Source organism: Tabrizicola thermarum, from assembly GCF_003574395.1.
Classification (GTDB): domain Bacteria; phylum Pseudomonadota; class Alphaproteobacteria; order Rhodobacterales; family Rhodobacteraceae; genus Tabrizicola; species Tabrizicola thermarum.
On the sequence record NZ_QMJY01000081.1, the window covers coordinates 48,661 to 70,944 of the forward strand.

The following is a 22,284-nucleotide window of genomic DNA, read 5'->3' on the forward strand; positions in this document are numbered from 1 at the left end:
CGGGACAGCGGACCTGCATCAGCGATTGAAGGTCCTGATCCGATCTGCGGTGTTCAGGCCCTTGATCTCCATGAACTCGCGCGGGCTGCGGCGCAGGTCCCGGCGGGGCAGATGATCTTCCGGCAGGCGTCCGAGCCGGGTTGCGATCAGCAGGGCGTCGGCGAATATATTCAACATGGCCTTTCTCCTTTTGGCTGGTGATGCTGTCTTTTGACATGAAAAGCGGCATGATACGATTCAATAGCATTGCATACCTGTTAGAGGATCTAACATATGGCAACCGACTGGCGCAGCATCCCCTCGCTGACCGCGCTGCGGGCGTTCGCCGCGACGGCCGAGTTGCGCAGCTTTTCCCAGGCGGCGCGGGTCCTGAACGTCACCCATGCCGCCGTCGCCCAGCAGGTCCGCGCGCTTGAGGACCATCTGGGCCGTCCGCTGGTGCAGCGCGAAGGTCGGGGGGTCGGCCTGACCGCCGATGGCGAACAGCTTGCCGAGGCCCTGGGCGAGGGCTTCGCCGCCTTTCAGCGCGGTTTTGAAGCCCTGCGGGCGGGCGAGGCGGATCGCCCGGTGCGCGTCACTCTGACCGCAAGTTTCGCTGCACAATGGCTGATGCCAAGGCTTAAGGACTTCTGGCAGAAGCATCCCGACATCGGCCTGTCCCTGCATCCCGAAAGCCGCGTCGTCGATCTGCACCGCGACCGGATGGATCTTGGCATCCGTTATGGCGCGGGTGCCTGGCCCGGAGTCGACAGCGTCTATCTGACCTCGGCGCATATGGTGATCGCCGGGGCGCCCGGCCTGCTTGGTGACCGGACTGACCTGTCGATCAGGGAGATGGCCGACATGGACTGGATCCTGTCCCGGACCTGGCCGGAACAGGACGCCTACCTGCGCCAGCTTGGGCTGGACCCCGAAGCGCTGAACCGGACCGACATCAACAGCGAGGAACTGGCCATTGCCGCGGCCCGGCAGGGACTTGCTCTGGTGATCGAAAGCGTCGCCCTGATCGAATCCGACGTGAGCGAAGGGCGGCTGCGAATCGTGCACGAAAGCCGCGAAAAGCTCCCGGCCTATTTCATCGTGACCCTGCCCGGTCCAAAGCGCGCTGCGGTGCGGTCATTCCTGAAGTGGCTCGGGTCCGGCTCTATCGGCCTTGGCTCGGCAAGGTGAGCCAGCCTTTGCCGGCAGGTCGTCAGCACCGGTTTTCACGAAAGGCCGGCCAGCATCACGATCTGCGCCGGACGCAGCCCCGCTCAGGCAAAAGGCCCCGGCCTCAGATCGCCATGTCCTCGGGTTTCTTTCCCTGGGCCAACGCTTCCGTAAACCAGCGCGGCTTGCGGCCACGGCCCGACCAGGTATCTGCCGGATTCGCCGGATTTGCGTATTTCGCAACCGACGGAGACCGTTTGCGACCAGAGGTCAAGCCAGTCAGTTCGGCCAGGGTAAAGCCCATGGCCTTTGCCCTTTCTTCCAGCTCGGCCAATGCTTCGCGCTTGCGGCGATCCACATAACCCGAAATCGCCTTTGCTACCTGTGATTGCAAATCCTTCAGCTCTTTCAAGGAAAGGCTATTCAGGTCTATGTTCAATGTCTGATCCTCCTAGGATAAAGACATGCCTTGAATAGGTCGAATGAACGGTTTGCGCAAGAAAGGTTAATTCATTTAGGGCTGCGCTTTGCAAGAATCCGCTGCAGCGTCCGGCGGTGCATAGAAAGCCTGCGCGCGGTTTCCGAGACATTGCGGTCGCACATCTCGTAGACGCGCTGGATGTGCTCCCACCGCACACGATCGGCAGACATCGGATTTTCCGACACTTCCGGCAGCGCGCCACCCCGCGCCAGCAGCGCATTGGTCACGTCATTCGCATCGGCCGGCTTTGACAGATAGTCGATGGCGCCGATCTTGACAGCGGCCACCGCCGTCGCAATCGCCCCGTAACCGGTCAGCACCACGACGCGGCAATTCGGGCGCTTTTCGCGCAGGGCCTCGATCACCTCCAGCCCGTTGCCATCCTCCAGCCGCAGGTCGACCACGGCATAGGCCGGCGGGTGCGCGATGGCCTTGGCCCGGCCTTCCGCCACGCTCTGCGCCGTTTCGGGCAGGAACCCGCGTTTTTCCATCGCCTTGGCCAGACGTTTGACGAAGGGCTCGTCATCGTCGACCAGAAGAAGGCTGCGGTCCGGTCCAAGATCTGCGGATGGGTCTTCGGTCATGCGACTATCCTGCAATGGCTACTGGCGTCACGGTGCAGCTTTGCTTGCCTCAACGAAACAAGCAACGCTTTCCGCCATTTGGTCAGAAGTAATCTCCCGACGGAAGAAATCCACAAAACCCCGGCCCGGAAGCATCAGATAGGTGAAGGTCGAATGATCCATGAGATAGTATTCGTCCCCCGTGTCCCGCCTCTTGTAGAAGGTCTTGTAGGCCTGCGACGCCGCCTTGACCTGCTCTGCGCTGCCGGTCAGGGCCACAAGTTTCGGGTGCATGTTCGCCGCATAATCGCGCAGGGCTTCGGGCGTATCGCGCTCCGGGTCGATCGAGATGAAAACGGGTGTCACGTCGATCCCCATCTTGTCCAGCTTATCCACCGCCTCGACGTTGCGGGACATGTCCAGCGGGCAGACATCGGGGCAGAAGGTGTAGCCGAAATAGACCAGCGACGGCTTGGTCAGCACATCCGCATCCGTCACGGTCGCGCCCGAGGTATTGACCAGAGTGAACGGCCCGCCGATATCGCCTCCGGCGACCTGGCCCTGACGGCATTCGGCAAAGACATCGTCCTTGCGATTGCCCAGCACATACCAGGCCGTCGCCCCAAGGAAGGCCAAGACCGCAACTGCGGCCACCCCGGCATAAAGTCTGGTCATCGGCGTCACTCCCTCTGCTCTGACGGGTCGCATTGATCTCAGATGGGGCCGCCCTTAACAATGGACAATCCTGACAGAGGCATATCCAGACCCAGCATGGCACATCTTGCCACCGACTATCAGGCCCTGGACGCTGGGCCGAACTGGGTGCGGCTCAGGACGTTGATCGTCCTGCGCTGGATGGCGATTGCCGGTCAGGTCGCAACGATTCTGGTGGCCAGCCAGCTTTACGGCCTTGACCTGCCGCTGGGACTGGCGACCCTGGCAGTCGGCGCTTCGGTGATCGCGAACCTGCTTCTGGTCACGCTGTTTCCCGAAAACCGCCGCCTCTCGGAAGCCGAGGCCTTCCTGACCCTCCTCTTCGACCTTGCCCAGCTGGCCGTCCTGATCTTCCTGACCGGCGGCCTGACCAATCCCTTCGCGATCCTGGTGCTTGCCCCGGTCACCATCTCGGCCAGCGTCCTGCGGCTGCGCTCGACCATCGCCCTGGGCGCACTGGCGATCCTGATCGTCACGGCGGCCCTGTTCTGGCACCTGCCCCTGCGCTTTGCCGACGGCCAGGAACTGCTGATCCCGCCGCTGTTCGTCTTCGGCTTCTGGCTGTCGATCGTCATCGGCATCCTCTTCCTCGGCCTCTATTCCCGCCGTGTCGCCACCGAGATGCGCTCGATGTCCGAGGCGCTTCTGGCAACCCAGATGGCCCTGGCACGCGAACAGAAGCTGACCGACCTCGCCGGGGTCGTCGCCGCGGCGGCGCATGAGCTCGGGACGCCGCTTGCGACCATCAAACTTGTCAGCGCCGAACTGATCGAGGAACTCGAAGGACAGCCCGAGCTTCAGGAAGATGCCCGCCTGATCCGCGATCAGGCCGACCGCTGCCGGGACATCCTGCGCGACATGGGCCGCGCCGGGAAGGACGACCGCCACCTGCGCCAGGCCCCCTTGTCCGCCGTCCTGCGCGAGGCGGCCGAGCCGCATCTTGCCAGGGGCAAGCAGGTCGACTTCAGCTTCGGCCCGATGCAGGACGGCAGCCCGGAACAGCCCTTGATCCAGCGCCGCCCCGACGTCATCCACGGCCTGCGCAACCTGGTCCAGAACGCCGTCGACTTTGCCCGGTCGCGGGTCTGGATCGAAGGCGAATGGTCCGCCTCGCGCATCGTGGTCCGCATCACCGATGACGGCGACGGCTTTCCGCCCAGCGTGATCGGCCGGATCGGCGATCCCTTCGTCCGCGCCCGCCGAACCGAGTCAGACACCGAGAAACGCCCCGGCTATGAGGGCATGGGCCTTGGCCTGTTCATCGCCAAGACGCTGCTGGAACGGTCCGGGGCCGAGCTGTCCTTCGCCAATGCGACGGACCCGTTCCTTGCCCCAAGGGACCGCCCGGAGCGTTCGGGCGCCGTGATCGAGGCGGTCTGGAACGCAGAGGACCTGGTCGCCCCGGCCACGCCCGGCGGTCTGGGAGAGAACCAGCCCATTGCAGGATAGGCGCCGGTTAACCCGCGATTAACTCTTCCACGTCTACCTTTCATTCAAGCTGAATCCATTTTCGGGGTTTTTCAGGGATGGGTGATCTGACGATGGCTTTGGGGATGGTGCTGGCGGCGCTTCTGGTCGCGCTGTCGGCGCTCGCGCTCATGCAGGCCTGGATGTCCCGGCAGCCGACGCGCGTTGCCAGCATCTTCGATCCGACCCCGAACCGGATCGCCTTCCTGTTCGACGGCGACCGCCTGATCGACGCCTCTCCGTCGGCCCGCGCCATCCTGCCCGAAGGCGAAGACCAGGGCGCCCTGGGTCGGTTGATCGCCCGGTTCGGCCCGGACTTTCCCAATCTCTCCGAACAACTGGCGACCTTGCCCCGTATCGGCCAGATCCAGATCTCCTCCCTGCCGGGAAGCGCGCCGCCGCTCGTCCTCAAGGCCGAACATCTCTCCGGCCTGACCCGGCTGACGATCCAGGGCGCACAGACCGACCAGCCGGCCGGGCCGGCCGATGCCGCAACCTTCGCCGCGCTTCAGCAAGAGGTCATGGCCCAGCGCGCCGTCCTGTCGCGGGCCCCGGTGCTGATGTGGAAGGAATCTGCGGACGGTTCGGTCATCTGGGCAAACCATGCCTATCTGATCCGGGCCGTCGAACTTCTTCCCGACGGCGAAGACCTGTCCTGGCCGCTGCCAAAGCTGTTTGACCAGACCGATGCCCCCTCTGGCCGCCTTCCCCGGCTGAAGCTCCAGATGCCCAGCGGACCGGAATGGTTTGACCTCGTCAAGATGCCCCAGGGCGACACGGCGCTCTGCTACGCGCTGGCCGCCGACAAGGCCGTCCAAGCCGAAACCGCCCTGCGCGAATTCATGCAGACCCTGACCAAGACCTTCGCCGACCTGCCCATCGGGCTTGCCATCTTCGACCGTTCGCGCTGCCTGCAGATGTTCAACCCCGCGCTGGCCGACCTGACCACGCTTCCTCCCGAACTGCTGATCGGACGCCCCACGCTGAACGCCTTCCTCGACGCGATGCGCGCCCGGGCAATGATCCCGGAGCCGCGGGACTATCGCAGCTGGCGCAAGCAACTTGCCCGGCTGGAGGAAGAGGCCGCGATGGGCATCTTCGAGGAGACCTGGAGCCTGCCGGGCGGCCAGACCTACCGCGTCATCGGCCGCCCGCATCCGAACGGCGCGCTGGCCTTCATGTTCGAGGATATCTCCAACGAAATGTCGCGCACCCGGCGCTATCGGGCGGATGTGGAACTGGGCCAGTCGGTGATCGACGCGGTCGAGGATGCCGTTGCCGTGTTCTCGCAGGGCGGTCAGCTGGTGATGTCGAACCACGCCTACGCCCAGCTTTGGCAGCATGACCCGCAGGTTCTTCTGTCCGAAGCCAGCATTGCCACCCTCTGCGCCTGGTGGCGCGACCATTCCGCCCCGACGCTGCTCTGGGACGACGCGATCGACTTTGCCACCAGCACCGACGACCGCACGCCCTGGGATGGCGATGTGCGGCTGCTGGACGGGCGGCTTGTGTCCTGCCGCTTCCGGCCGCTGACCGGGGGCGCGACGCTGGTCACCTTCCGTGTCCAGGGCTCTGCCGCACCGGCGCCGGTCCGCGAGGCGCCCCGGATGGGATTGCTGACGGCGTAAGGCTTGCAGCGGCAGGTCGGACCGCTACAGTCGCGCCATGCCAACCGCCGCAGACCCCGTGACGCTGACCCTCCCCACCGCCGACGACACCGAGGCCCTGGGTCGCAGGCTGGCGGCCCTGGCCCGCCCCGGCGATGCGATCCTTCTGCAAGGTCCGATCGGAGCGGGGAAAAGCTGCCTGGCCCGCGCCTTCATCCGGGCGCGTCTGGGCGCGGACGAGGAAGTCCCGTCCCCCACCTTCACCCTGGTGCAGGTCTATGACCATGACGGCACCGAGATCTGGCACGCCGATCTCTACCGCCTGACCCACCCGGACGAGGTCTGGGAACTCGGCCTCGACCAGGCCTTCGAGACGGCCATCTGCCTGGTGGAATGGCCCGACCGGCTGGGCAGCCACCTGCCGCCCGCTGCGCTGACCATTCGTCTGAAGGCGCAGGGCGAAGGCCGGCAAGCCGTCATGACCGGCGGTCGCCCCGGACTGGCCGCGGCCCTTGCCGATGTCTGACCGCGCCTCGGCCCTGACGGCCTTCCTCGCCCGGTCCGGCTGGGGATCGGCCGAACGTCACCACCTGGCAGGCGATGCGTCGGACCGGCGCTACGAACGGCTCCGGCTTGGCGGGGCTACGGCGGTGTTGATGGACAATCCGCCCGGCGGCGCCGACGACCCAGCCGCCTTTTCGGCCATGGCACGCCACCTGCGCGAGCTTGGCCTCTCTGCCCCGGCGATCCTGGCCGAGGATCTGGACCAGGGTTTTCTCCTTCTGGAAGACCTGGGCGACGATCTCTTCGCCCGCCTCGTCCACGCCGACCCCAGCCGTGAAGCCGAGCTTTACACCGCCGCCGCCGATGTGCTTCTGCACCTGCAAGCCGCCGCCCCACCCCCCGGCCTGCCGAACCTGTCCGCCGAGGACTGGGCCAGCGCCGCAGGCTTCGCGCTGGACTGGTACGCCTTCGCCGCCACCGGCACGCGCCCCGATCAGGCCGGGTTTCGCGCCGCCCTTACCCAGGCGCTGACCGCCTATGCCGACGGGCCCCGCGTGCTGATCCTGCGCGACTTTCATGCCGAAAACCTGATCTGGCTGCCCGGCCGCCAGGGGCTGGCGCGCGTGGGCCTGCTGGATTTCCAGCTCGCCCAGCTTGGCCAGCCCGGCTATGATCTGGTATCCCTCCTGCAAGACGCCCGCCGGGATGTGAATCCTGACACCGAAGCCCGAGTGATTGCGCATTTCGTCGCCACAGTCGGGACCGATCCCCAGACCTTTGCCGCACAGTATGCGACCCTCGGGGCCCAACGTGCCCTGCGCATCCTTGGCGTCTTCGTGCGGCTTGGCATTGTTGCCGCAAAGCCGGGTTACCTGACGCTGATCCCTCGGGTCTGGTCCCAGTTGCAGACCAATCTCACCCACCCCGTCCTCGCTGACCTGCGCGCGGTCTGTGACCGGCTGCTCCCCGCCCCCACCCCCGACCTTTTGCAGAAGATCTGCACGCAATGCCCGCCTACCCCTTCCCTCTGATGCTCTTCGCCGCCGGGTTCGGCACCCGGATGCGGGCGCTGACCGCTGACCGGCCCAAGCCGCTGATCCCGGTCGCCGGGCGGGCGCTGATCGACCATGCGCTGGACGTGGCCAAAGCCGCCGATGTCGGCCGCATCGTCGTGAACACCCACTACCGCGCCGATCAGATGGCCGCGCATCTGGCCGGTCGCGGCGTCACGATCAGCCATGAGGCCGACCGGATTCTGGAAACCGGCGGGGGCCTGAAGGCCGCGCTGCCTCTGCTTGGCGACGGGCCGGTCGCCATCCTGAACAGCGACGGCATCTGGACCGGACCGAACCCGCTGCAAACGCTCGCCGCCGCCTGGGACGGCGCGCGGATGGAGGCGCTTCTCCTTCTCCTGCCGCTGCAAAAGACGCGCGCCCATGGCCCGAAGGGCGACTTCCGTCTCGACGCCGAAGGCCGCCTGTCACGCGGGACGGGGGGAGAGGATCACGTCTACATCGGCGCGCAGATCCTCAACCCCGACCGCCTTCGCGCCATTCCAGACGAGGTCTTCTCGCTGAACCGTGTCTGGGACCGGATGATCGCCGCCGGAACCGCCTTCGGCGTCCTCCATCCCGGCGACTGGTGCGATGTCGGCCACCCGGAAGGGATTGCCGAGGCCGAGCGCCTGCTTCACGATGCCCGGCATGGCTAGGCCTGTCCCCCTTTTCGCCCTTCCGCCCGGCGTCCATTTTCCCGCCGAACTGGTGGCGGGTCTCCTGGACCTCGTGAAGGACGACCCGCCCGAGGCGATGGCCCGGGTCACCCTGATCGTGAACACCCAGCGCATGCGCAGACGGGTGACCGATTGCCTGCAAGCCACGGGCGCCCGGTTCCTTCCCCGCATCCACCTTGTGACCGAGGCCGCCCTTCTGGCCAACCTGCCGCTGCCCCGGCCCATCTCGCCGCTGCGGCGTCGGCTGGTACTGTCGGTCCTGCTCGACCGGCTCCTCGCCACCGGCACCACGCATTTTCCCCGCGCGGCGCTCTATGAACTGGCCGACAGCCTTGCCGGCCTGATCGAAGAGATGCAGGGCGAAGGCGTCACGCCCGACCGCATCGCCGCGCTGGACGTGGCCAACCACTCCGCGCATTGGGCCCGGACCCAGGCCTTTCTCGGCATCGTGACCGAGGCCCTGTCCGATGACGCCCCGGATGCCGAAACGATCCTGCGCCGCGCCGTCGCGGGCCTTGCCGAAAGCTGGGCCGCCACGCCTCCACCGGGGCCGGTGGTCCTTGCAGGCTCCACCGGGTCGCGGGGAACCACTGCCCTTCTGATGCAGGCTGTCGCTCAGTTGCCGCAGGGGCGCATCGTCCTGCCCGGCTACGACTTCGACCTGCCGCCCGAGGTCTGGGCGGGGATGGACGACGTCCTGCTTGCCGAAGACCACCCCCAGTTCCGCTTTCGCCGCCTGATGGACCTTCTGGGCTGCGGCCCGCAGGACGTGCGGCGCTGGACCCATACCCCTGCCCCCGACCCCCAGCGGAACAAGCTCGTGTCGCTCTCGCTGCGTCCCGCGCCGACCACGCATCAATGGCTGGCCGAGGGGCCGAACCTTCCCGATCTTCTTGCCGCGACCCAGGGCCTCAGCCTTCTGGAGGCTCCCAGCCCCCGGGCCGAGGCCCTGGCCATCGCACTGATCCTGCGCAGGGCGGCCGAGGATGGCACCCGCGCCGCGCTGATCTCGCCCGACCGCAACCTGACCCGCCGCGTCACCGCCGCGCTTGACCGCTGGGGCATCCGCCCCGACGATTCCGCCGGGCGACCGCTTGCCCTCTCCGCGCCCGGCCGGCTCATGCGGCAGATCGCGGCGCTTTTCGGCCAGAAGCTGACCGCCGACGCGCTGCTGGCGCTGCTCAAACACCCGCTCGCCTTCACCGGCGCCGGGCGAGGCCCCCACCTGATCCTCACGCGCGAGCTGGAGCTGCACATCCGCCGCAACGGTCCCGCCTTCCCGACGGCGCAAAGCCTGAAGGACTGGGCCGAGCGTTCCGACATCCCGCAGGCCGCAGATTGGGCCGCCATCGTCGCCGACACCCTCTGTGGCCACGAAACGCTGGGGCGGCAATCGCTGTCGGACTTCGTAGCCCTGCACCTGCGGCTGTCGGAACGGCTGGCCGCAGGCTTCGACACGGCAGGCAGCGGCGCGCTGTGGCTGAAGGCGGCGGGAGAAGAGGCCGCGAAGGCGCTGGCTGAATTGCAGCAGGAGGCCTCGGCGGCGGGCGACATGACGCCGATGGACTATGCCGGCATCTTCCTTGGCGTCTTGCAGCGTCACGAGGTGCGAGAAACCGAAAGCGTGCATCCCGGCATCATGATCTGGGGCACGCTGGAAAGCCGCGTCCAGGGCGCCGACCTCGTGATCCTTGGCGGGTTGAACGATGGCACCTGGCCCGCGCAGCCGCCAGCCGACCCCTGGCTGAACCGGGCCATGCGGAAAGAGGCGGGCCTTCTTCTGCCTGAACGCCGGATCGGCCTGTCGGCGCATGACTACCAGCAGGCCGTCGCCGCACCGCGTGTCGTGCTCAGCCGGTCCAGACGCGGGGCCGAGGCGGAGACCGTGCCCTCGCGCTGGCTGAACCGGCTGGTGAACCTGATGGGCGGCCTGCCCGACCGGAACGGACCCGAGGCCCTGGCCGCGATGCGGGCCCGGGGCGAGGCCTGGCTGCACCTGGCCCAGGCCTTCGATGCCACGGAAAAGGCCGATGGTGCCCCGCGCCCCTCTCCCCGTCCGCCGGTCGCCGCGCGTCCGCGCAAGCTGTCTGTGACCGAGATCAAGACCCTGATCCGCGACCCCTATGCGATCTACGCCAAGCATGTTCTCAAGCTGAGACCTCTCGACCCCCTGCGCCGCGAGGCCGACCCCCGGCTGCGCGGTGTGGTGCTGCACGAGATCCTGGAAGTCTTCCTGCGCCGTGGCGGCGGCACGCGGGAAACGCTCTTGTCCATCGCCGACGCCGTCCTGGCCGAACAGGTCGCCTGGCCTCTGGCCCGGACGATCTGGCGCAGCCGCATCGCCAAGGCGGCGGACGCGTTCCTTGACTTCTCTGCCAACACCGGCGGCACGCCCGTCCTGCTGGAGGAGAAAGGCGCCGTGCAACTGCCGGGTCTCGACTTCACCCTGACGGGCAAGCCCGACCGGATCGACCGGCTGGACGACGGGAGATTGCTGCTGATCGACTACAAGACCGGCTCACCGCCATCAAAAGACGAACAGGAACACTTCGACAAGCAGCTGTTGCTGCTGGCTGCGATGGCCGAGAGCGGCGGCTTCAAGGGGTTGACCGCCGAAGAGGTCGCGCGGGTGATCTATTACGGGGTGAAAGCGGATGTGAAACCCGCGGTGATCGACCTTGAACCCGGAAAGGTCGCCGCCGTCTGGGATGAGTTTGCCAGGTTGATACGCAACTTTACGCGACCGACCCAAGGCTACACCGCCAGACGCGCGATGCAGAAGACCAACGACCCCAGCGACTACGATCACCTTTCGCGGTTCGGCGAATGGGAGATGACCGACACCCCCAGGCCCGAGACGCTGGCATGACCGAGGCCTTCACCCGCCAGATCGCCGCCGCCCACCCCGCCAGCAACACCTGGCTGTCGGCCAACGCCGGTTCGGGCAAGACCCGCGTCCTCACCGACCGGGTGGCCCGGCTCCTCCTGTCAGGTGTCGAGCCGCAGCTGATCCTCTGCCTCACCTACACCAAGGCCGCCGCGACCGAGATGCAGAACCGGCTTTTCGACCGGCTTGGCGAATGGGCGATGATGCCCGAGGCCAGACTGCGCAAGGCACTTACCGACCTGGGCGAAACCGACAACCCGCCTGACCGTCTGGCCCGCGCCCGCCAGCTCTTCGCCCGCGCGATCGAAACCCCCGGCGGCCTGCGCATCCAGACCATCCACAGCTTCTGCGCCAGCCTCCTGCGCCGCTTCCCGCTGGAGGCCGGCGTCTCCCCCGGCTTCGTCGAGATGGACGACCGTTCGGGCCGCCTGATGCGCGCCGAGATCGTCGAGGAAATGGCCGACGGCCCGAACGCCGCCGTCGTCCGCCGCCTGACCGAAGTGCAGAACGGCGAGGACTTCGGCAAGCTGATCGAGGAGATCGCCCACCACCGCGCCAGTTTCGACCCGCCGCTGGACAGGGAAAGGGTCTGGCGGCTGTTCGGCCTGGAACCGGAAACGACGGCAGGCGACATCCTTGCAGACGTGTTCTTCGGTGACGAAGCCATGTGGATGGCCGAAGTCGTCTCGATCCTGTCCACCGGGACTGCGACGGATGTCAAGGCGGCCAGGGCGCTCGGTGCTCTGAACCTCACGACGCCAACCTCCCGGACGCTGGAAGTGCTGGAAGACTGGCTCCTGAACAAGGCGGGCAGCAAGGACCCGTCCAAGCACTATACTGCGAAGATCGACGCCTTCCCGACCAAAGAGACCCGGCCAAAGCTTGGCAACCTCATCGATCCGCTGAACAACCTCATGGCCAGGGTCGAAGCCGCCCGGCAGAAACGCATCGCCCTCGCCGCCGCCGAAAAGACCCTTGCCCTGCATGATTTCGCCGCTGTCTTCCTGCCCGAATACGAACGCCGCAAGGCCGCGCGCGGGCTTCTCGACTTCGACGACCTGATCCGCCGCGCCAAGACCCTGCTGACCGATCCGTCGCTGGCCGCCTGGGTGCTTTACCGGCTGGACGGCGGGATCGACCACATCCTTGTCGACGAAGCCCAGGACACCAGCCCCGAGCAATGGGACCTGATCGAAGCCCTCGCCGCCGAGATTGTCGCCGGGGAAGGCGCGGCCACGCGGAACCGGACCCTCTTCGTGGTCGGCGACAAGAAGCAGTCGATCTATTCCTTCCAGGGCGCCGATGTCGCGGCCTTCGACCGGATGCGCGCCCATTTCAGCGACCGTCTCGCCGGGGGCCGCGGGCTGAACGACAGCGTTCTGGAACATTCCTTCCGCTCGTCTCGCGCCATCCTCGATGTGGTGGATGCAACCTTCACGCCAGCGGAACAAGCCGCGCTGGGCGGCAAGTCGCATCACATCGCGATCCACGAAACCCTGCCCGGTCGCGTGGATGTCTGGCCCGTCCTGGAAAAGGAAGACAAGCCGGAACCCGGCCCCTGGTATGAACCGCTCGACACCACGCATCCCGAAGACCCTCAGATCCGGCTTTCCCAGCACATCGCCGAATGGATCAAGGCGCGCGTGGACGGCGGCGAGCAGATCCCGCTGGCACCCAGGAAAGGCGAGCCTACCGAACGCCCGATCCGCTATGGCGACTTCCTGATCCTCGTCCAGCGCCGCTCGGGTGTGTTCCACCACATCATCCGCGCCTGCAAGAAGCTGGAGCTTCCCATCGCGGGGGCCGACCGGCTCAAACTTGGCGGCGACCTTGCCGTCAAGGACCTGTCGGCGCTTCTGGCCTTCCTTGACACGCCCGAAGACGACCTCTCGCTGGCCGCCGTCCTGCGCTCGCCGCTGTGCGGCTGGTCCGAAGCCGACCTGTTCCGCCTTGCCCATCCCCGCAAGGGCTACCTGTGGGAGGCGCTGCGCGATCATCCCGGTCACGAGGCCACCCGGGCCTTTCTTGACGACATGCGCAGCCAGGCCGATTTCCTGCGCCCCTACGACCTGATCGAACGCGTGCTCCACCGTCACGACGGCCGCCGCAAGCTGATAAGCCGCCTGGGGCCAGAGGCCGAGGACGGCATCGACGAACTGCTCAGCCAGGCGCTTGCCTACGAGACGGTCGAGGTCCCCAGCCTCACCGGCTTTCTGACCTGGATGGAAACCGACGACATCGAGGTCAAACGCCAGATGGACGGCGAGGGCAACCTGATCCGGGTGATGACCGTTCACGGCGCCAAGGGCCTTGAAGCCAATATCGTCATCCTCGCCGAATGCGCCGACACCACCACACCCGAACGCGGCCAGATCGTCACTCTCGGGGACGGGAAGGCGGTGTGGAAGGTCGGCAAGGACGAAAGCCCCGCCCCGATTGCCGCCGAGCGCGCCCTGCGGGCCGAACGCGATGCGGCCGAACGGCTGCGGCTTCTTTATGTGGCGATGACCCGGGCGCGCTGCTGGCTTGTGGCGGCGGGGTCGGGAAAGGTCAGCAAGGACACGACCTGGCACCGGCTGATCAGCGCTGCCGTTGCCGCGAAAGACGCGACCACCCTCGAGGGCGGCATCCTGCGGCACAGCTACGGCGATTGGCCACCTCCGCTGCGCAGGGAGAAGATCGAGATCCCCCTTCCCACCCTGCCCGACTGGGCGAACCGGCCCGCGCCGCCCGACCCGCGGCCCCCTGCGGTCCTGTCCCCGTCCGACCTTGGCGGCCCCAAGGCGCTGCCCGGCGAACCGACCCTGCCCGAAGCCGAGGCCCGCGCCCGCGGCACCGCGCTGCACCTCCTTCTCGAACGCCTGCCCGGCCTTGATCCGGCCGCCTGGAGCAGCCATGCCGAGGCCCTTGTTCCCGACGCCGCCTACCGCGCTGCGGTTCTGGCCGAGGCAGAACGTGTCCTGCGCCACCCCGACCTTGCGGCCCTCTTTGCCGCAGACAGCCTGACCGAAGTCGCCGTCACCGCCCCCTGGCAGGGCCGCATCCTTGCTGGGTCGATCGACCGGCTGATCCTGGGCCCCGACCGCATCCTCATCATCGACTACAAGTCGAACGCACTGGTCCCCGACCGGCCCAAGGACATCCCCGAAGGCATCCTTCGCCAGCTTGGCGCCTATGCCTACATGCTGGCGGCAATCTACCCCGACCGCCGGATCGAGACGGCGATCCTCTGGACCAAGACGCCGCGCCTGATGCCCGTCGATCCCGAGATCGTGAGGGCGGCCCTCGCCTGCACCACGATCCCTTGACCTTCCCGTCCCGGCTTCTTACCCTTTCCGTCAGACAAATCCCGCAGGAGAACGATCATGGGCGCTGCCACCGTCGCAGTCACCGACGCCACCTTCGATGCCGAAGTCCGCAAGTCGCCAATTCCGGTCGTGGTGGACTTCTGGGCCGAATGGTGCGGCCCCTGCCGCCAGATCGGCCCGGCGCTGGAAGAACTTGCCACCGAATACGCAGGCAAGGTGAAGATCGTGAAGGTCAACGTGGACGAAAATCCGGACAGCCCCGCCACTCTTGGTGTGCGCGGCATCCCGGCCCTGTTCATGTTCAAGGACGGCCAGGTCGTGTCGAACAAGGTCGGCGCCGCGCCGAAGGCCGCGCTGGAAAACTGGATCAAGTCGGCGATCTGATCGTCCTTGCGTTCCATTGCCCGACGCCCGGCCTTGCCAGAGGTCGGGCGTTCTGCATTCTGGCACCATGGCCAGTCTGAACGTCCTTCTTCTCGGCGGCACCGGCACGATCGGCCGGGCGACGGCGCGGGCCTTGCGGGCCGATGGGCACCGCGTCACCGCGCTGATCCGACCCGAGGCTGATGCCGACCTGCTGCCCGGCTGCACCATCCTGAGGGGGCAGGTTCAGCCCGACCCCCTCGCCGCCGCCCTGTCCGGCATCGACGCCGTCGTCTCCTGCCTCGCCAGCCGCACCGGGGCACCGAAGGACGCCTGGGCCGTGGACCACGCCGCCAATTCCACCGCGCTGAAGGCCGCGGTCGCAGCCAGAGTGCGCCACTTCACGCTCCTCTCCGCGATCTGCGTTCAGAAACCGCTGCTGGAGTTTCAGCGCGCCAAGCTGGCCTTCGAGGCCGAATTGCAAGCCGCCCCTCTTGACTGGACCATCGTCCGCCCGACGGCCTATTTCAAATCGCTCTCCGGTCAGGTTGCCCGCGTCCGCGACAACCGCCCGTTCCTCGTCTTCGGCGACGGCAGACTGACCGCCTGCAAGCCGATCTCGGACGCCGATCTTGGACGCTACCTGAGCCTCACCCTCTCCGACCCCGCCCTGCGCAACCGCATCCTGCCCATCGGTGGCCCCGGCCCGGCGATCACTCCGCTGGACCAGGCCGCAATGCTGGAACGCCTCACCGGCCAGCCCGTCCGCATCAGGCATGTCCCCGTCGCGCTGATGACCACGATCGTCGCGGTGCTGACGGCCCTCGGCACCCTGTCGCCGCGCCTGAAGGCCAAGGCACAGCTGGCCCGCATCGGGCGCTACTATGCCACGCAATCGATGCTGGTCTGGAACCCCGCCACGCAATCCTACGACTCGGACGCCACGCCCGAGTTCGGCACCGACCGGCTGGAGGACCACTACGCCGCCATGCTGCGGGGCGAGGTGGCGGATGACCGCGGGGCGCACGCGATCTTCTGACCGCGCCCCTGCATCCGTTCTTTCATTCGCAACGGTTTTCCTGTATGGCCCCGCCATCTGAGACGTGAGGCCCGCCCCCGGGGCACATGCAAAGGATGCGGGGGAGGGGCGGCAATGGGGCCGCCAGATAGCGGGGATGACGGCAGGGGCCGCATCTCCAGAGGAAACGATACATGTTCAATGTGACCAAGAAATCGATCCAGTGGGGCAGCGAGACGCTCACTCTGGAAACGGGGAAAGTTGCGCGCCAGGCCGATGGGTCGGTGATCGCGACGCTGGGCGAGACCCAGGTGATGGCCAACGTGACCTTTGCCAAGACGGCGAAGGAAGGTCAGGACTTCTTCCCCCTGACCGTTCACTACCAGGAAAAATACTACGCAGCCGGCAAGATCCCCGGCGGCTTCTTCAAGCGCGAGGCGCGGCCCTCGGAAAAGGAAACGCTGGTTTCCCGCCTGATCGACCGCCCGATCCGCCCGCTGTTCGTGGAAGGCTTCCGCAACGAAGTGCTGGTGATGTGCACCGTGCTGTCCTGCGACCTCGTGAATGATCCCGACATCGTGTCGATGATCGCAGCCTCGGCGGCGCTGACCGTCTCGGGCGTGCCGTTCATGGGTCCGATCGGTGCGGCCCGCGTCGGTTTCGTCGACGGAAAGTATGTGCTGAACCCGTCGATGGACGACATGACGCAGCTGCGCATGAAGCCCGAACAGCGCCTTGACCTGGTCGTCGCCGGGACCAAGGACGCCGTGATGATGGTGGAATCCGAGGCTTACGAGCTGACCGAAGAGGAAATGCTGGGCGCCGTGGTCTTCGGCCACGAACAGATGCAGCCGGTGATCGACCTCATCATCGACTTCGCCGAACATTCGGCCAGGGACCCCTTCGACTTCACCCCGCCGGACTATTCGGCGCTGTACGCCAAGGTAAAGCAGGCCGGTGAGGCTCAGATGCGCGCCGCCTTCGCGATCCGCGACAAGCAGGAACGCACCACTGCCATCGAGGCCGCGGTCGAGGCGATCAAGGCCGCGATGACCGAGGAAGACCGGGCCGACCCGAACCTTTATCCGGCGATCAAGAAGCTGGAATCTGCGGTTCTGCGCGGCGACGTGGTGAAACATGGTCGCCGGATCGACGGCCGCGATACGAAAACCGTCCGCCCGATCGTCTGCGAAACCGGCGTGTTGCCGCGCGCGCATGGCTCGGCCCTGTTCACCCGGGGTGAAACGCAAGCCCTGGTCGTCACCACGCTGGGCACCGGCGAGGACGAGCAGATCATCGACGCGCTGAACGGCAACTACCGGTCGAACTTCCTTCTGCACTACAACTTCCCGCCCTATTCGGTCGGCGAAGTGGGTCGTGTGGGCTCGCCCGGCCGGCGCGAAATCGGCCATGGCAAGCTTGCCTGGCGCGCCCTGCAGGCGGTTCTCCCGGCCCCGACCGACTTCCCCTACACCATCCGCGTGGTCTCCGAGATCACCGAATCGAACGGCTCCTCCTCCATGGCCTCGGTCTGCGGTGGCTCTCTGTCGATGATGGACGCGGGTGTGCCGCTGAAGGCGCCGGTGGCGGGTGTGGCCATGGGTCTGGTGCTGGAAGAGGACGGCGACTGGGCGGTCCTGACCGACATCCTGGGCGACGAGGATCACCTCGGCGACATGGATTTCAAGGTCGCGGGCACCGCGAACGGCATCACCAGCCTTCAGATGGACATCAAGGTCGCGGGCATCACGCCCGAGATCATGAAGCAGGCCCTGGCCCAGGCCAAGGACGGCCGTATGCACATCCTGGGCGAGATGGCCAAAGCCATCAGCGCGCCGCAGGGCTTCAGCGAATACGCGCCGAAGATCGAGACGATGCAGATCCCGACCGACAAGATCCGCGAAGTGATCGGCTCGGGCGGCAAGGTCATCCGCGAGATCGTGGAGCAGTCGGGCGCCAAGGTCGACATCAACGACGACGGCCAGATCAAGATCGCCTCGAACGACGCGGGCGCCATCAAGAAGGCCTACGACATGATCTGGTCGATCGTGGCCGAACCCGAAGAAGGCCAAGTCTACACCGGCAAGGTGGTGAAACTGGTCGACTTCGGCGCCTTCGTGAACTTCTTCGGCAAGCGCGACGGTCTGGTGCACGTGTCCCAGATCGCCAACAAGCGCCTGAACCACCCGAACGAGCTTCTGAAGGAAGGCCAGGAGGTCAAGGTCAAGCTTCTGGGCTTCGACGACCGCGGCAAGGTCCGTCTTGGCATGAAGATGGTCGACCAGGAGACCGGTGAGGAAATCACCGAGAAGAAGGAAGAAGCCGCCGAGGGCTGAGGCTTTCTGCTGGCGTGAATGTGAAGGCCCCGGGGGTAACTCCCGGGGCCTTTTCCATCCTATGTTTCACCTGTGCCATGCCGATCCGATGGCCAGGAAAACGGAGTGGGATGATGCAAGCCGTGCTCAACCGTCGGCTGGTTCTCGGCGCAACCCTTGCCGCCGTGCTGCCCCTGCGCGCCCGTGCCCGCAGCGCCGAAGACTGGGTCGTCCCCGAGGAATACCTGCCCCGCCCCGTCCGATTTGCCGAACCGCAGGACGTGGGCTCTATCATCGTCGATCCCGACTATTTCGTGCTGTATCTTGTCCGCTCTCCGACGCGCGGCATCCAGTATTCCGTCGGGATCGGACGCGGCAACCTGTATGAATCCGGCGCCTTCACGCTGGGCGCGAAACGGGAATGGCCCAGCTGGACACCCACCCGCGCGATGATCGACCGTGACCCCAAGCGCTATGCGAAATATGCCGACGGAATGCCGGGCGGACCCGACAACCCGCTGGGGGCACGGGCGCTCTATCTCTTCGACGAGGCGGGCAACGACACCTTCCTGCGCATCCACGGCACGCCCGAGCCCTGGACCATCGGCTCGGCGGTCTCGAACGGCTGCGTGCGGCTGGTGAACGAGGACATCATCGCGCTTTACGACGAGGTCGAGCTGGGCGCGCCGGTCTATCTGTTACCGAAATCCGACGCGTCCTGACCACCCGGACCGGCCCTCACCTCCAGGCCCCCCAGCTCGGCCAGAAGGCCAACGATCCGGTCCAGACCCTTGCCGCTCTTCAGGTCCGACAGCACGAAGGGCCGCCCCGCCCGGGCCTTCGCCGCATCGGCTTCCAGCATCCCCAGATCGACCCCCACATAGGGCGCAAGGTCGGTCTTGTTCACCACCAGAATATCCGACCGCATCAGCCCCGGCCCCTTCTTGCGCGGAATGTCCTGCCCTGCCGCCGTGTCGATCACATAGATCGTCAGGTCCGCCAGTTCCGGCGAAAAGGTCGCCGCCAGATTGTCGCCGCCGCTTTCGATCAGGATCAGGTCCAGATCTGCATGCACCGCCCGCAGGTCCGCCACCGCCGCAAGATTGATGCTGGCATCCTCACGGATCGCGGTATGCGGGCAGCCCCCGGTTTCCACCCCACGGATCCGGTCCAGCGGCAGGACCTGGGCGCGCATCAGGAACTCTGCATCCTCGCGGGTGTAGATGTCGTTGGTGATGACCGCCATGGACAGTTGCGGCGCCAGCACCCGCGCCAGAGCCGCCGTCAGCGTGGTCTTGCCCGCACCGACCGGGCCGCCTATCCCGACGCGCAGGGGTCCGTTGGGGGATGTCATGACCGGAAGATCCTCGTTTCCATGTGTTCCTGCGCCATCGCCGCGATGTCCGCGCCCGGGGTGAAGGTGCAAAGCGCCTCCTCCCCCGCGCCCGAGGCCCGCACTGCCGCATCCGCGATCACCGGGGCGATAGCCGCCAGCACCCGTTGCGCCTCACCCTGCCCCAGCGGCATGAACCGCACCGCGACCGACAGAAGCTGCACCGCCAGCGCCTGTAGATACAGGCCAAGGACTTCGGCTTCCGGGACATCCAAAGCAGCGGTCTCGCGGGCAACGGCGAGTATATACGGCAGGTCCACCGGTCCCGCCTTTGTCATCGCCCCGAATCCGCGCCCGAGTTCCATCGCCTCCAACCGCCGCCCGACCGAGGGCAGATAGGCCTCGTAAAGGTCCGCCAGGGCGTCAAGATCGGCGCCGGGTCGGCGGCCCATCGACAGGAACACCGCATCCGCAAAGCCCGAGCCGCGGCTGATGACCGACCCAACCCAGTCCTCCATCCCCGCTCCATCCCGCACGGCACCCGAAGCAATCGCCCATTCCAGGCCCTGCGAATGCGCGAAGGACCCGATGGGAAAGGCGGGCGACAGGATCTGCGTCAGGCGCAGGCGGTCAAGCTCAGCCATGATGCGCAAGGGGAAAGCCATGCGGCCCGTGGTCATGCCCCAGCGTCCGACCATGCCCATAGGCCCCGCCTTCCGGCCGGAACGGGGCGATCACCCGCGTCAGGCTGGCCCCCAGGCCGACCAGCATCGCCTCCAGCACATGATCCTGCCGGATCACCAGATGGTCCGCCTGCACCTCGCACGGCGTATGCCGGTTGCCGATATGCCAGGCCAGCCGCACAAGGTTCGGCCCGGTCACCCGCACCACAGGCTCATCCGCCGCCCGCACTTCGACCAGCCGCCCGTCATCGGTCTGCAAGGCATCTCCCGGTTCAAGGTTCGTCGTCTGCGCCAGATCGACCATCACGGCCTCCCCGGCATCCGTCACCAGCCGCTTTCGCCGCAGAAACCGTTCGTCATAGGACAGCGTGACCACGGCGGCAGCCGGGCCATGCCATTGGCCTTTCGGCAGATGCGTGCGGGCGGGCAGGGGAAAGGCCATGTCAGTACAGGAAATAGCGTTGCGCGAGGGGGAGTTCGGCCGCCGGGGCACAGGTCAGCAACTCCCCATCCGCCCGCACTTCGTAGGTCTCGGGATGCACCTCGATCATCGGCATCGCGCTGTTCAGCTTCAGATCGGCCTTTGTCACCGTCCGAGTGCCTGACACCGCCACAAGGTCCTTGCGCAGCCCGAGCTGCCCGTCAATCCCCGCCGCCTCCGCCGCCGCACTGACAAACAGCACCGACCCCCGCTCCAGCGACCGGCCGAAGGCCCCGAACATGGGCCGCGAAAACACCGGCTGCGGCGTCGGGATGCTGGCGTTGGTGTCCCCCATCTGCGCCATCGCAATCGTCCCGCCGACCAGCACCATCTCGGGCTTGGCACCGAAGAACGCCGGAGACCACAGCACCAGATCGGCCCGCTTGCCCACCTCGACACTTCCCACATGCCGCGAAAGCCCCTGCGCCAAAGCCGGGTTGATCGTGTATTTCGCGATGTATCTACGGACGCGGACATTGTCGTTGTCCCCCGTCTCCTCGGCCAGCCGCCCGCGCTGCTGCTTCATCTTGTGGGCGGTCTGCCAGGTGCGGGTGATGACCTCGCCCACCCGGCCCATCGCCTGACTGTCCGACGAGATGATCGAAAACGCCCCCATGTCGTGCAGGATATCCTCGGCCGCGATCGTCTCGCGCCGGATGCGGCTTTCCGCAAAGGCCACGTCCTCGGGGATCGACCGATCCAGATGGTGGCAGACCATCAGCATGTCCAGATGCTCTTCGATGGTGTTCACCGTGTAGGGCATCGTCGGGTTGGTGGACGAGGGCAGCACGTTCGGCTGGCTGACCACCTTGATGATGTCGGGCGCATGGCCCCCACCCGCACCTTCGGTGTGGAAGGCATGGATCGTGCGGCCCTTGATCGCGGCCAGAGTATTCTCCACGAACCCGCTCTCGTTCAATGTGTCGGTATGGATCATGACTTGCACGTCCATATCGTCCGCGACCGAAAGGCAGCAGTCGATGGCGGCAGGGGTCGTTCCCCAATCCTCGTGCAATTTCAACGCACAAGCACCCGCATTGACCATCTCGACCAGCGCCTCGGGGCGGCTGGCATTGCCCTTGCCTGCCAGACCGAAGTTGATCGGGAAAGCGTCCAGCGCCTGCAACATCCGCCCGATATGCCAGGGTCCCGGCGTGCAGGTCGTGGCCAAAGTCCCATGCGCCGGGCCGGTGCCACCGCCGAGCATCGTGGTGATCCCCGAATGCAGCGCATCGTCGATCTGACCCGGCGCGATGAAGTGGATATGCGCGTCGATCCCACCCGCGGTCAGGATGCGCCCCTCGCCCGCGATGACCTCGGTGCCGGGGCCGATGATGATCGTCACACCGGGCTGGGTATCGGGGTTCCCGGCCTTGCCGATGGCGTGGATGAACCCGTCGCGCAGGCCGACATCGGCCTTGTATATACCCGTCCAGTCCACGATCAGCGCGTTGGTGATCACTGTATCCACAGCCCCGCCCAGGCGTGGCACCTGGGACTGCCCCATCCCGTCGCGGTTCACCTTGCCGCCGCCGAACTTCACCTCCTCGCCGTAGGTCGTGAGGTCCCGTTCGACCTCGATAATCAGATCGGTGTCACCCAGGCGAACCCGGTCGCCCGTGGTCGGGCCATACATCGCGGCATAGTCTTGGCGGGCAATCCGGTGGGCCATGGCGTTC

Annotated in this window: 20 protein-coding genes; 12 read left to right on the forward strand and 8 right to left on the reverse strand. The window is 66.5% G+C overall.

Annotation, left to right across the window (positions count from 1 at the left end; all coding sequences use genetic code 11):
* Positions 1-18 precede the first annotated feature (18 nt).
* Positions 19-177, reverse strand: a complete 159-nt coding sequence (locus D5084_RS18395; protein ID WP_155523139.1) for a hypothetical protein — start codon at positions 175-177, stop codon at positions 19-21.
* A gap of 96 nt (positions 178-273) precedes the next feature.
* Here D5084_RS18395 and D5084_RS14660 point away from each other — a divergent pair, with 96 nt between their 5' ends.
* Entirely contained in the window at positions 274-1,170 is an 897-nt protein-coding gene (locus D5084_RS14660; protein WP_128516249.1) for a LysR family transcriptional regulator, read from the forward strand.
* A 103-nt stretch (positions 1,171-1,273) separates the two neighbouring features.
* On the opposite strand, the gene D5084_RS14665 is transcribed toward D5084_RS14660, so the two are convergent.
* From D5084_RS14665 to D5084_RS14675, 3 genes are all read right to left on the reverse strand, one after another.
* Positions 1,274-1,588 carry an H-NS histone family protein gene (locus D5084_RS14665; RefSeq protein ID WP_128516250.1) on the reverse strand — a complete coding sequence of 105 codons (315 nt, stop codon included), beginning with the start codon at positions 1,586-1,588 and terminating at the stop codon, positions 1,274-1,276.
* A gap of 71 nt (positions 1,589-1,659) precedes the next feature.
* Positions 1,660-2,214 carry an ActR/PrrA/RegA family redox response regulator transcription factor gene (locus tag D5084_RS14670; protein ID WP_128516251.1) on the reverse strand — a complete coding sequence of 185 codons (555 nt, stop codon included), beginning with the start codon at positions 2,212-2,214 and terminating at the stop codon, positions 1,660-1,662.
* Positions 2,215-2,241: 27 nt separating this feature from the next.
* Positions 2,242-2,868 carry an SCO family protein gene (locus tag D5084_RS14675; protein ID WP_128516252.1) on the reverse strand — a complete coding sequence of 209 codons (627 nt, stop codon included), beginning with the start codon at positions 2,866-2,868 and terminating at the stop codon, positions 2,242-2,244.
* Positions 2,869-2,964: 96 nt separating this feature from the next.
* Between D5084_RS14675 and regB the strand changes: the two genes are divergently transcribed.
* The 11 genes from regB (at position 2,965) to D5084_RS14730 (ending at position 18,830) form a co-directional block, all read left to right on the forward strand.
* Positions 2,965-4,356: a sensor histidine kinase RegB gene (regB, locus tag D5084_RS14680; RefSeq protein WP_128516253.1), complete on the forward strand. Its 1,392-nt coding sequence runs from the start codon at positions 2,965-2,967 to the stop codon at positions 4,354-4,356.
* A gap of 77 nt (positions 4,357-4,433) precedes the next feature.
* Positions 4,434-6,002: a PAS-domain containing protein gene (locus D5084_RS14685; RefSeq protein ID WP_128516254.1), complete on the forward strand. Its 1,569-nt coding sequence runs from the start codon at positions 4,434-4,436 to the stop codon at positions 6,000-6,002.
* A 37-nt stretch (positions 6,003-6,039) separates the two neighbouring features.
* A complete protein-coding gene (gene tsaE / locus D5084_RS14690) occupies positions 6,040-6,507 on the forward strand; it encodes a tRNA (adenosine(37)-N6)-threonylcarbamoyltransferase complex ATPase subunit type 1 TsaE (RefSeq protein ID WP_128516255.1) in 468 nt (155 codons plus the stop codon).
* On the forward strand, positions 6,500-7,516 hold the full coding sequence (locus D5084_RS14695; RefSeq protein ID WP_128516256.1) for an aminoglycoside phosphotransferase family protein: 1,017 nt from the start codon (positions 6,500-6,502) through the stop codon (positions 7,514-7,516). Before tsaE ends, D5084_RS14695 begins: the two co-directional genes overlap by 8 nt.
* Entirely contained in the window at positions 7,492-8,196 is a 705-nt protein-coding gene (locus tag D5084_RS14700; RefSeq protein ID WP_128516257.1) for a nucleotidyltransferase family protein, read from the forward strand. Before D5084_RS14695 ends, D5084_RS14700 begins: the two co-directional genes overlap by 25 nt.
* Positions 8,189-11,086, forward strand: a complete 2,898-nt coding sequence (gene addB, locus D5084_RS14705) for a double-strand break repair protein AddB (protein ID WP_128516258.1) — start codon at positions 8,189-8,191, stop codon at positions 11,084-11,086. Before D5084_RS14700 ends, addB begins: the two co-directional genes overlap by 8 nt.
* Positions 11,083-14,412, forward strand: a complete 3,330-nt coding sequence (gene addA / locus D5084_RS14710) for a double-strand break repair helicase AddA (RefSeq protein WP_128516259.1) — start codon at positions 11,083-11,085, stop codon at positions 14,410-14,412. Before addB ends, addA begins: the two co-directional genes overlap by 4 nt.
* A gap of 57 nt (positions 14,413-14,469) precedes the next feature.
* The gene (gene trxA, locus D5084_RS14715; protein WP_128516260.1) at positions 14,470-14,796 is read left to right on the forward strand and encodes a thioredoxin; all 327 of its coding nucleotides are present in this window, start codon (positions 14,470-14,472) and stop codon (positions 14,794-14,796) included.
* Between the two features lie 67 nt (positions 14,797-14,863).
* Entirely contained in the window at positions 14,864-15,814 is a 951-nt protein-coding gene (locus D5084_RS14720; RefSeq protein WP_128516261.1) for an NAD(P)H-binding protein, read from the forward strand.
* A 173-nt stretch (positions 15,815-15,987) separates the two neighbouring features.
* A complete protein-coding gene (pnp, locus tag D5084_RS14725; RefSeq protein ID WP_128516262.1) occupies positions 15,988-18,129 on the forward strand; it encodes a polyribonucleotide nucleotidyltransferase in 2,142 nt (713 codons plus the stop codon).
* 113 nt (positions 18,130-18,242) lie between these two features.
* Complete coding sequence (locus tag D5084_RS14730; protein WP_128516263.1) at positions 18,243-18,830, forward strand: L,D-transpeptidase; 588 nt, start codon at positions 18,243-18,245, stop codon at positions 18,828-18,830.
* Here D5084_RS14730 and ureG read toward each other — a convergent pair.
* From ureG to ureC, 4 genes are read right to left on the reverse strand one after another with little or no spacing between them, the layout of a single operon-like run.
* A complete protein-coding gene (gene ureG / locus D5084_RS14735; protein ID WP_128516264.1) occupies positions 18,800-19,462 on the reverse strand; it encodes an urease accessory protein UreG in 663 nt (220 codons plus the stop codon). The genes D5084_RS14730 and ureG overlap by 31 nt on opposite strands.
* Complete coding sequence (locus D5084_RS14740; protein ID WP_162302447.1) at positions 19,459-20,085, reverse strand: urease accessory protein UreF; 627 nt, start codon at positions 20,083-20,085, stop codon at positions 19,459-19,461. Before D5084_RS14740 ends, ureG begins: the two co-directional genes overlap by 4 nt.
* The gene (locus D5084_RS14745; protein ID WP_128516266.1) at positions 20,078-20,566 is read right to left on the reverse strand and encodes an urease accessory protein UreE; all 489 of its coding nucleotides are present in this window, start codon (positions 20,564-20,566) and stop codon (positions 20,078-20,080) included. The genes D5084_RS14740 and D5084_RS14745 overlap by 8 nt, the downstream gene beginning before the upstream one ends.
* 1 nt (position 20,567) lies before the next feature.
* Positions 20,568-22,277 (reverse strand): urease subunit alpha, encoded by a 1,710-nt coding sequence (gene ureC, locus D5084_RS14750; RefSeq protein WP_128516267.1) that lies wholly within the window; start codon positions 22,275-22,277, stop codon positions 20,568-20,570.
* Positions 22,278-22,284: the final 7 nt, after the last annotated feature.

What these genes read in the sequence shown, in the direction of transcription:
- D5084_RS14695 (WP_128516256.1), top strand. Translation starts at nt 6,500, where the DNA reads ATGTCTGACCGCGCCTCGGCCCTGACGGCCTTCCTCGCCCGGTCCGGC.
- D5084_RS14720 (WP_128516261.1), top strand. Translation starts at nt 14,864, where the DNA reads ATGGCCAGTCTGAACGTCCTTCTTCTCGGCGGCACCGGCACGATCGGC.
- ureC (WP_128516267.1), bottom strand. Translation starts at nt 22,277, where the DNA reads ATGGCCCACCGGATTGCCCGCCAAGACTATGCCGCGATGTATGGCCCG.
- D5084_RS14685 (WP_128516254.1), top strand. Translation starts at nt 4,434, where the DNA reads ATGGGTGATCTGACGATGGCTTTGGGGATGGTGCTGGCGGCGCTTCTG.
- D5084_RS14700 (WP_128516257.1), top strand. Translation starts at nt 7,492, where the DNA reads ATGCCCGCCTACCCCTTCCCTCTGATGCTCTTCGCCGCCGGGTTCGGC.
- D5084_RS14660 (WP_128516249.1), top strand. Translation starts at nt 274, where the DNA reads ATGGCAACCGACTGGCGCAGCATCCCCTCGCTGACCGCGCTGCGGGCG.
- D5084_RS14740 (WP_162302447.1), bottom strand. Translation starts at nt 20,085, where the DNA reads ATGGCTGAGCTTGACCGCCTGCGCCTGACGCAGATCCTGTCGCCCGCC.
- D5084_RS14730 (WP_128516263.1), top strand. Translation starts at nt 18,243, where the DNA reads ATGCAAGCCGTGCTCAACCGTCGGCTGGTTCTCGGCGCAACCCTTGCC.
- D5084_RS14670 (WP_128516251.1), bottom strand. Translation starts at nt 2,214, where the DNA reads ATGACCGAAGACCCATCCGCAGATCTTGGACCGGACCGCAGCCTTCTT.
- ureG (WP_128516264.1), bottom strand. Translation starts at nt 19,462, where the DNA reads ATGACATCCCCCAACGGACCCCTGCGCGTCGGGATAGGCGGCCCGGTC.
- trxA (WP_128516260.1), top strand. Translation starts at nt 14,470, where the DNA reads ATGGGCGCTGCCACCGTCGCAGTCACCGACGCCACCTTCGATGCCGAA.
- regB (WP_128516253.1), top strand. Translation starts at nt 2,965, where the DNA reads ATGGCACATCTTGCCACCGACTATCAGGCCCTGGACGCTGGGCCGAAC.
- addB (WP_128516258.1), top strand. Translation starts at nt 8,189, where the DNA reads ATGGCTAGGCCTGTCCCCCTTTTCGCCCTTCCGCCCGGCGTCCATTTT.
- D5084_RS14675 (WP_128516252.1), bottom strand. Translation starts at nt 2,868, where the DNA reads ATGACCAGACTTTATGCCGGGGTGGCCGCAGTTGCGGTCTTGGCCTTC.
- D5084_RS18395 (WP_155523139.1), bottom strand. Translation starts at nt 177, where the DNA reads ATGTTGAATATATTCGCCGACGCCCTGCTGATCGCAACCCGGCTCGGA.
- addA (WP_128516259.1), top strand. Translation starts at nt 11,083, where the DNA reads ATGACCGAGGCCTTCACCCGCCAGATCGCCGCCGCCCACCCCGCCAGC.
- tsaE (WP_128516255.1), top strand. Translation starts at nt 6,040, where the DNA reads ATGCCAACCGCCGCAGACCCCGTGACGCTGACCCTCCCCACCGCCGAC.
- D5084_RS14745 (WP_128516266.1), bottom strand. Translation starts at nt 20,566, where the DNA reads ATGGCCTTTCCCCTGCCCGCCCGCACGCATCTGCCGAAAGGCCAATGG.
- pnp (WP_128516262.1), top strand. Translation starts at nt 15,988, where the DNA reads ATGTTCAATGTGACCAAGAAATCGATCCAGTGGGGCAGCGAGACGCTC.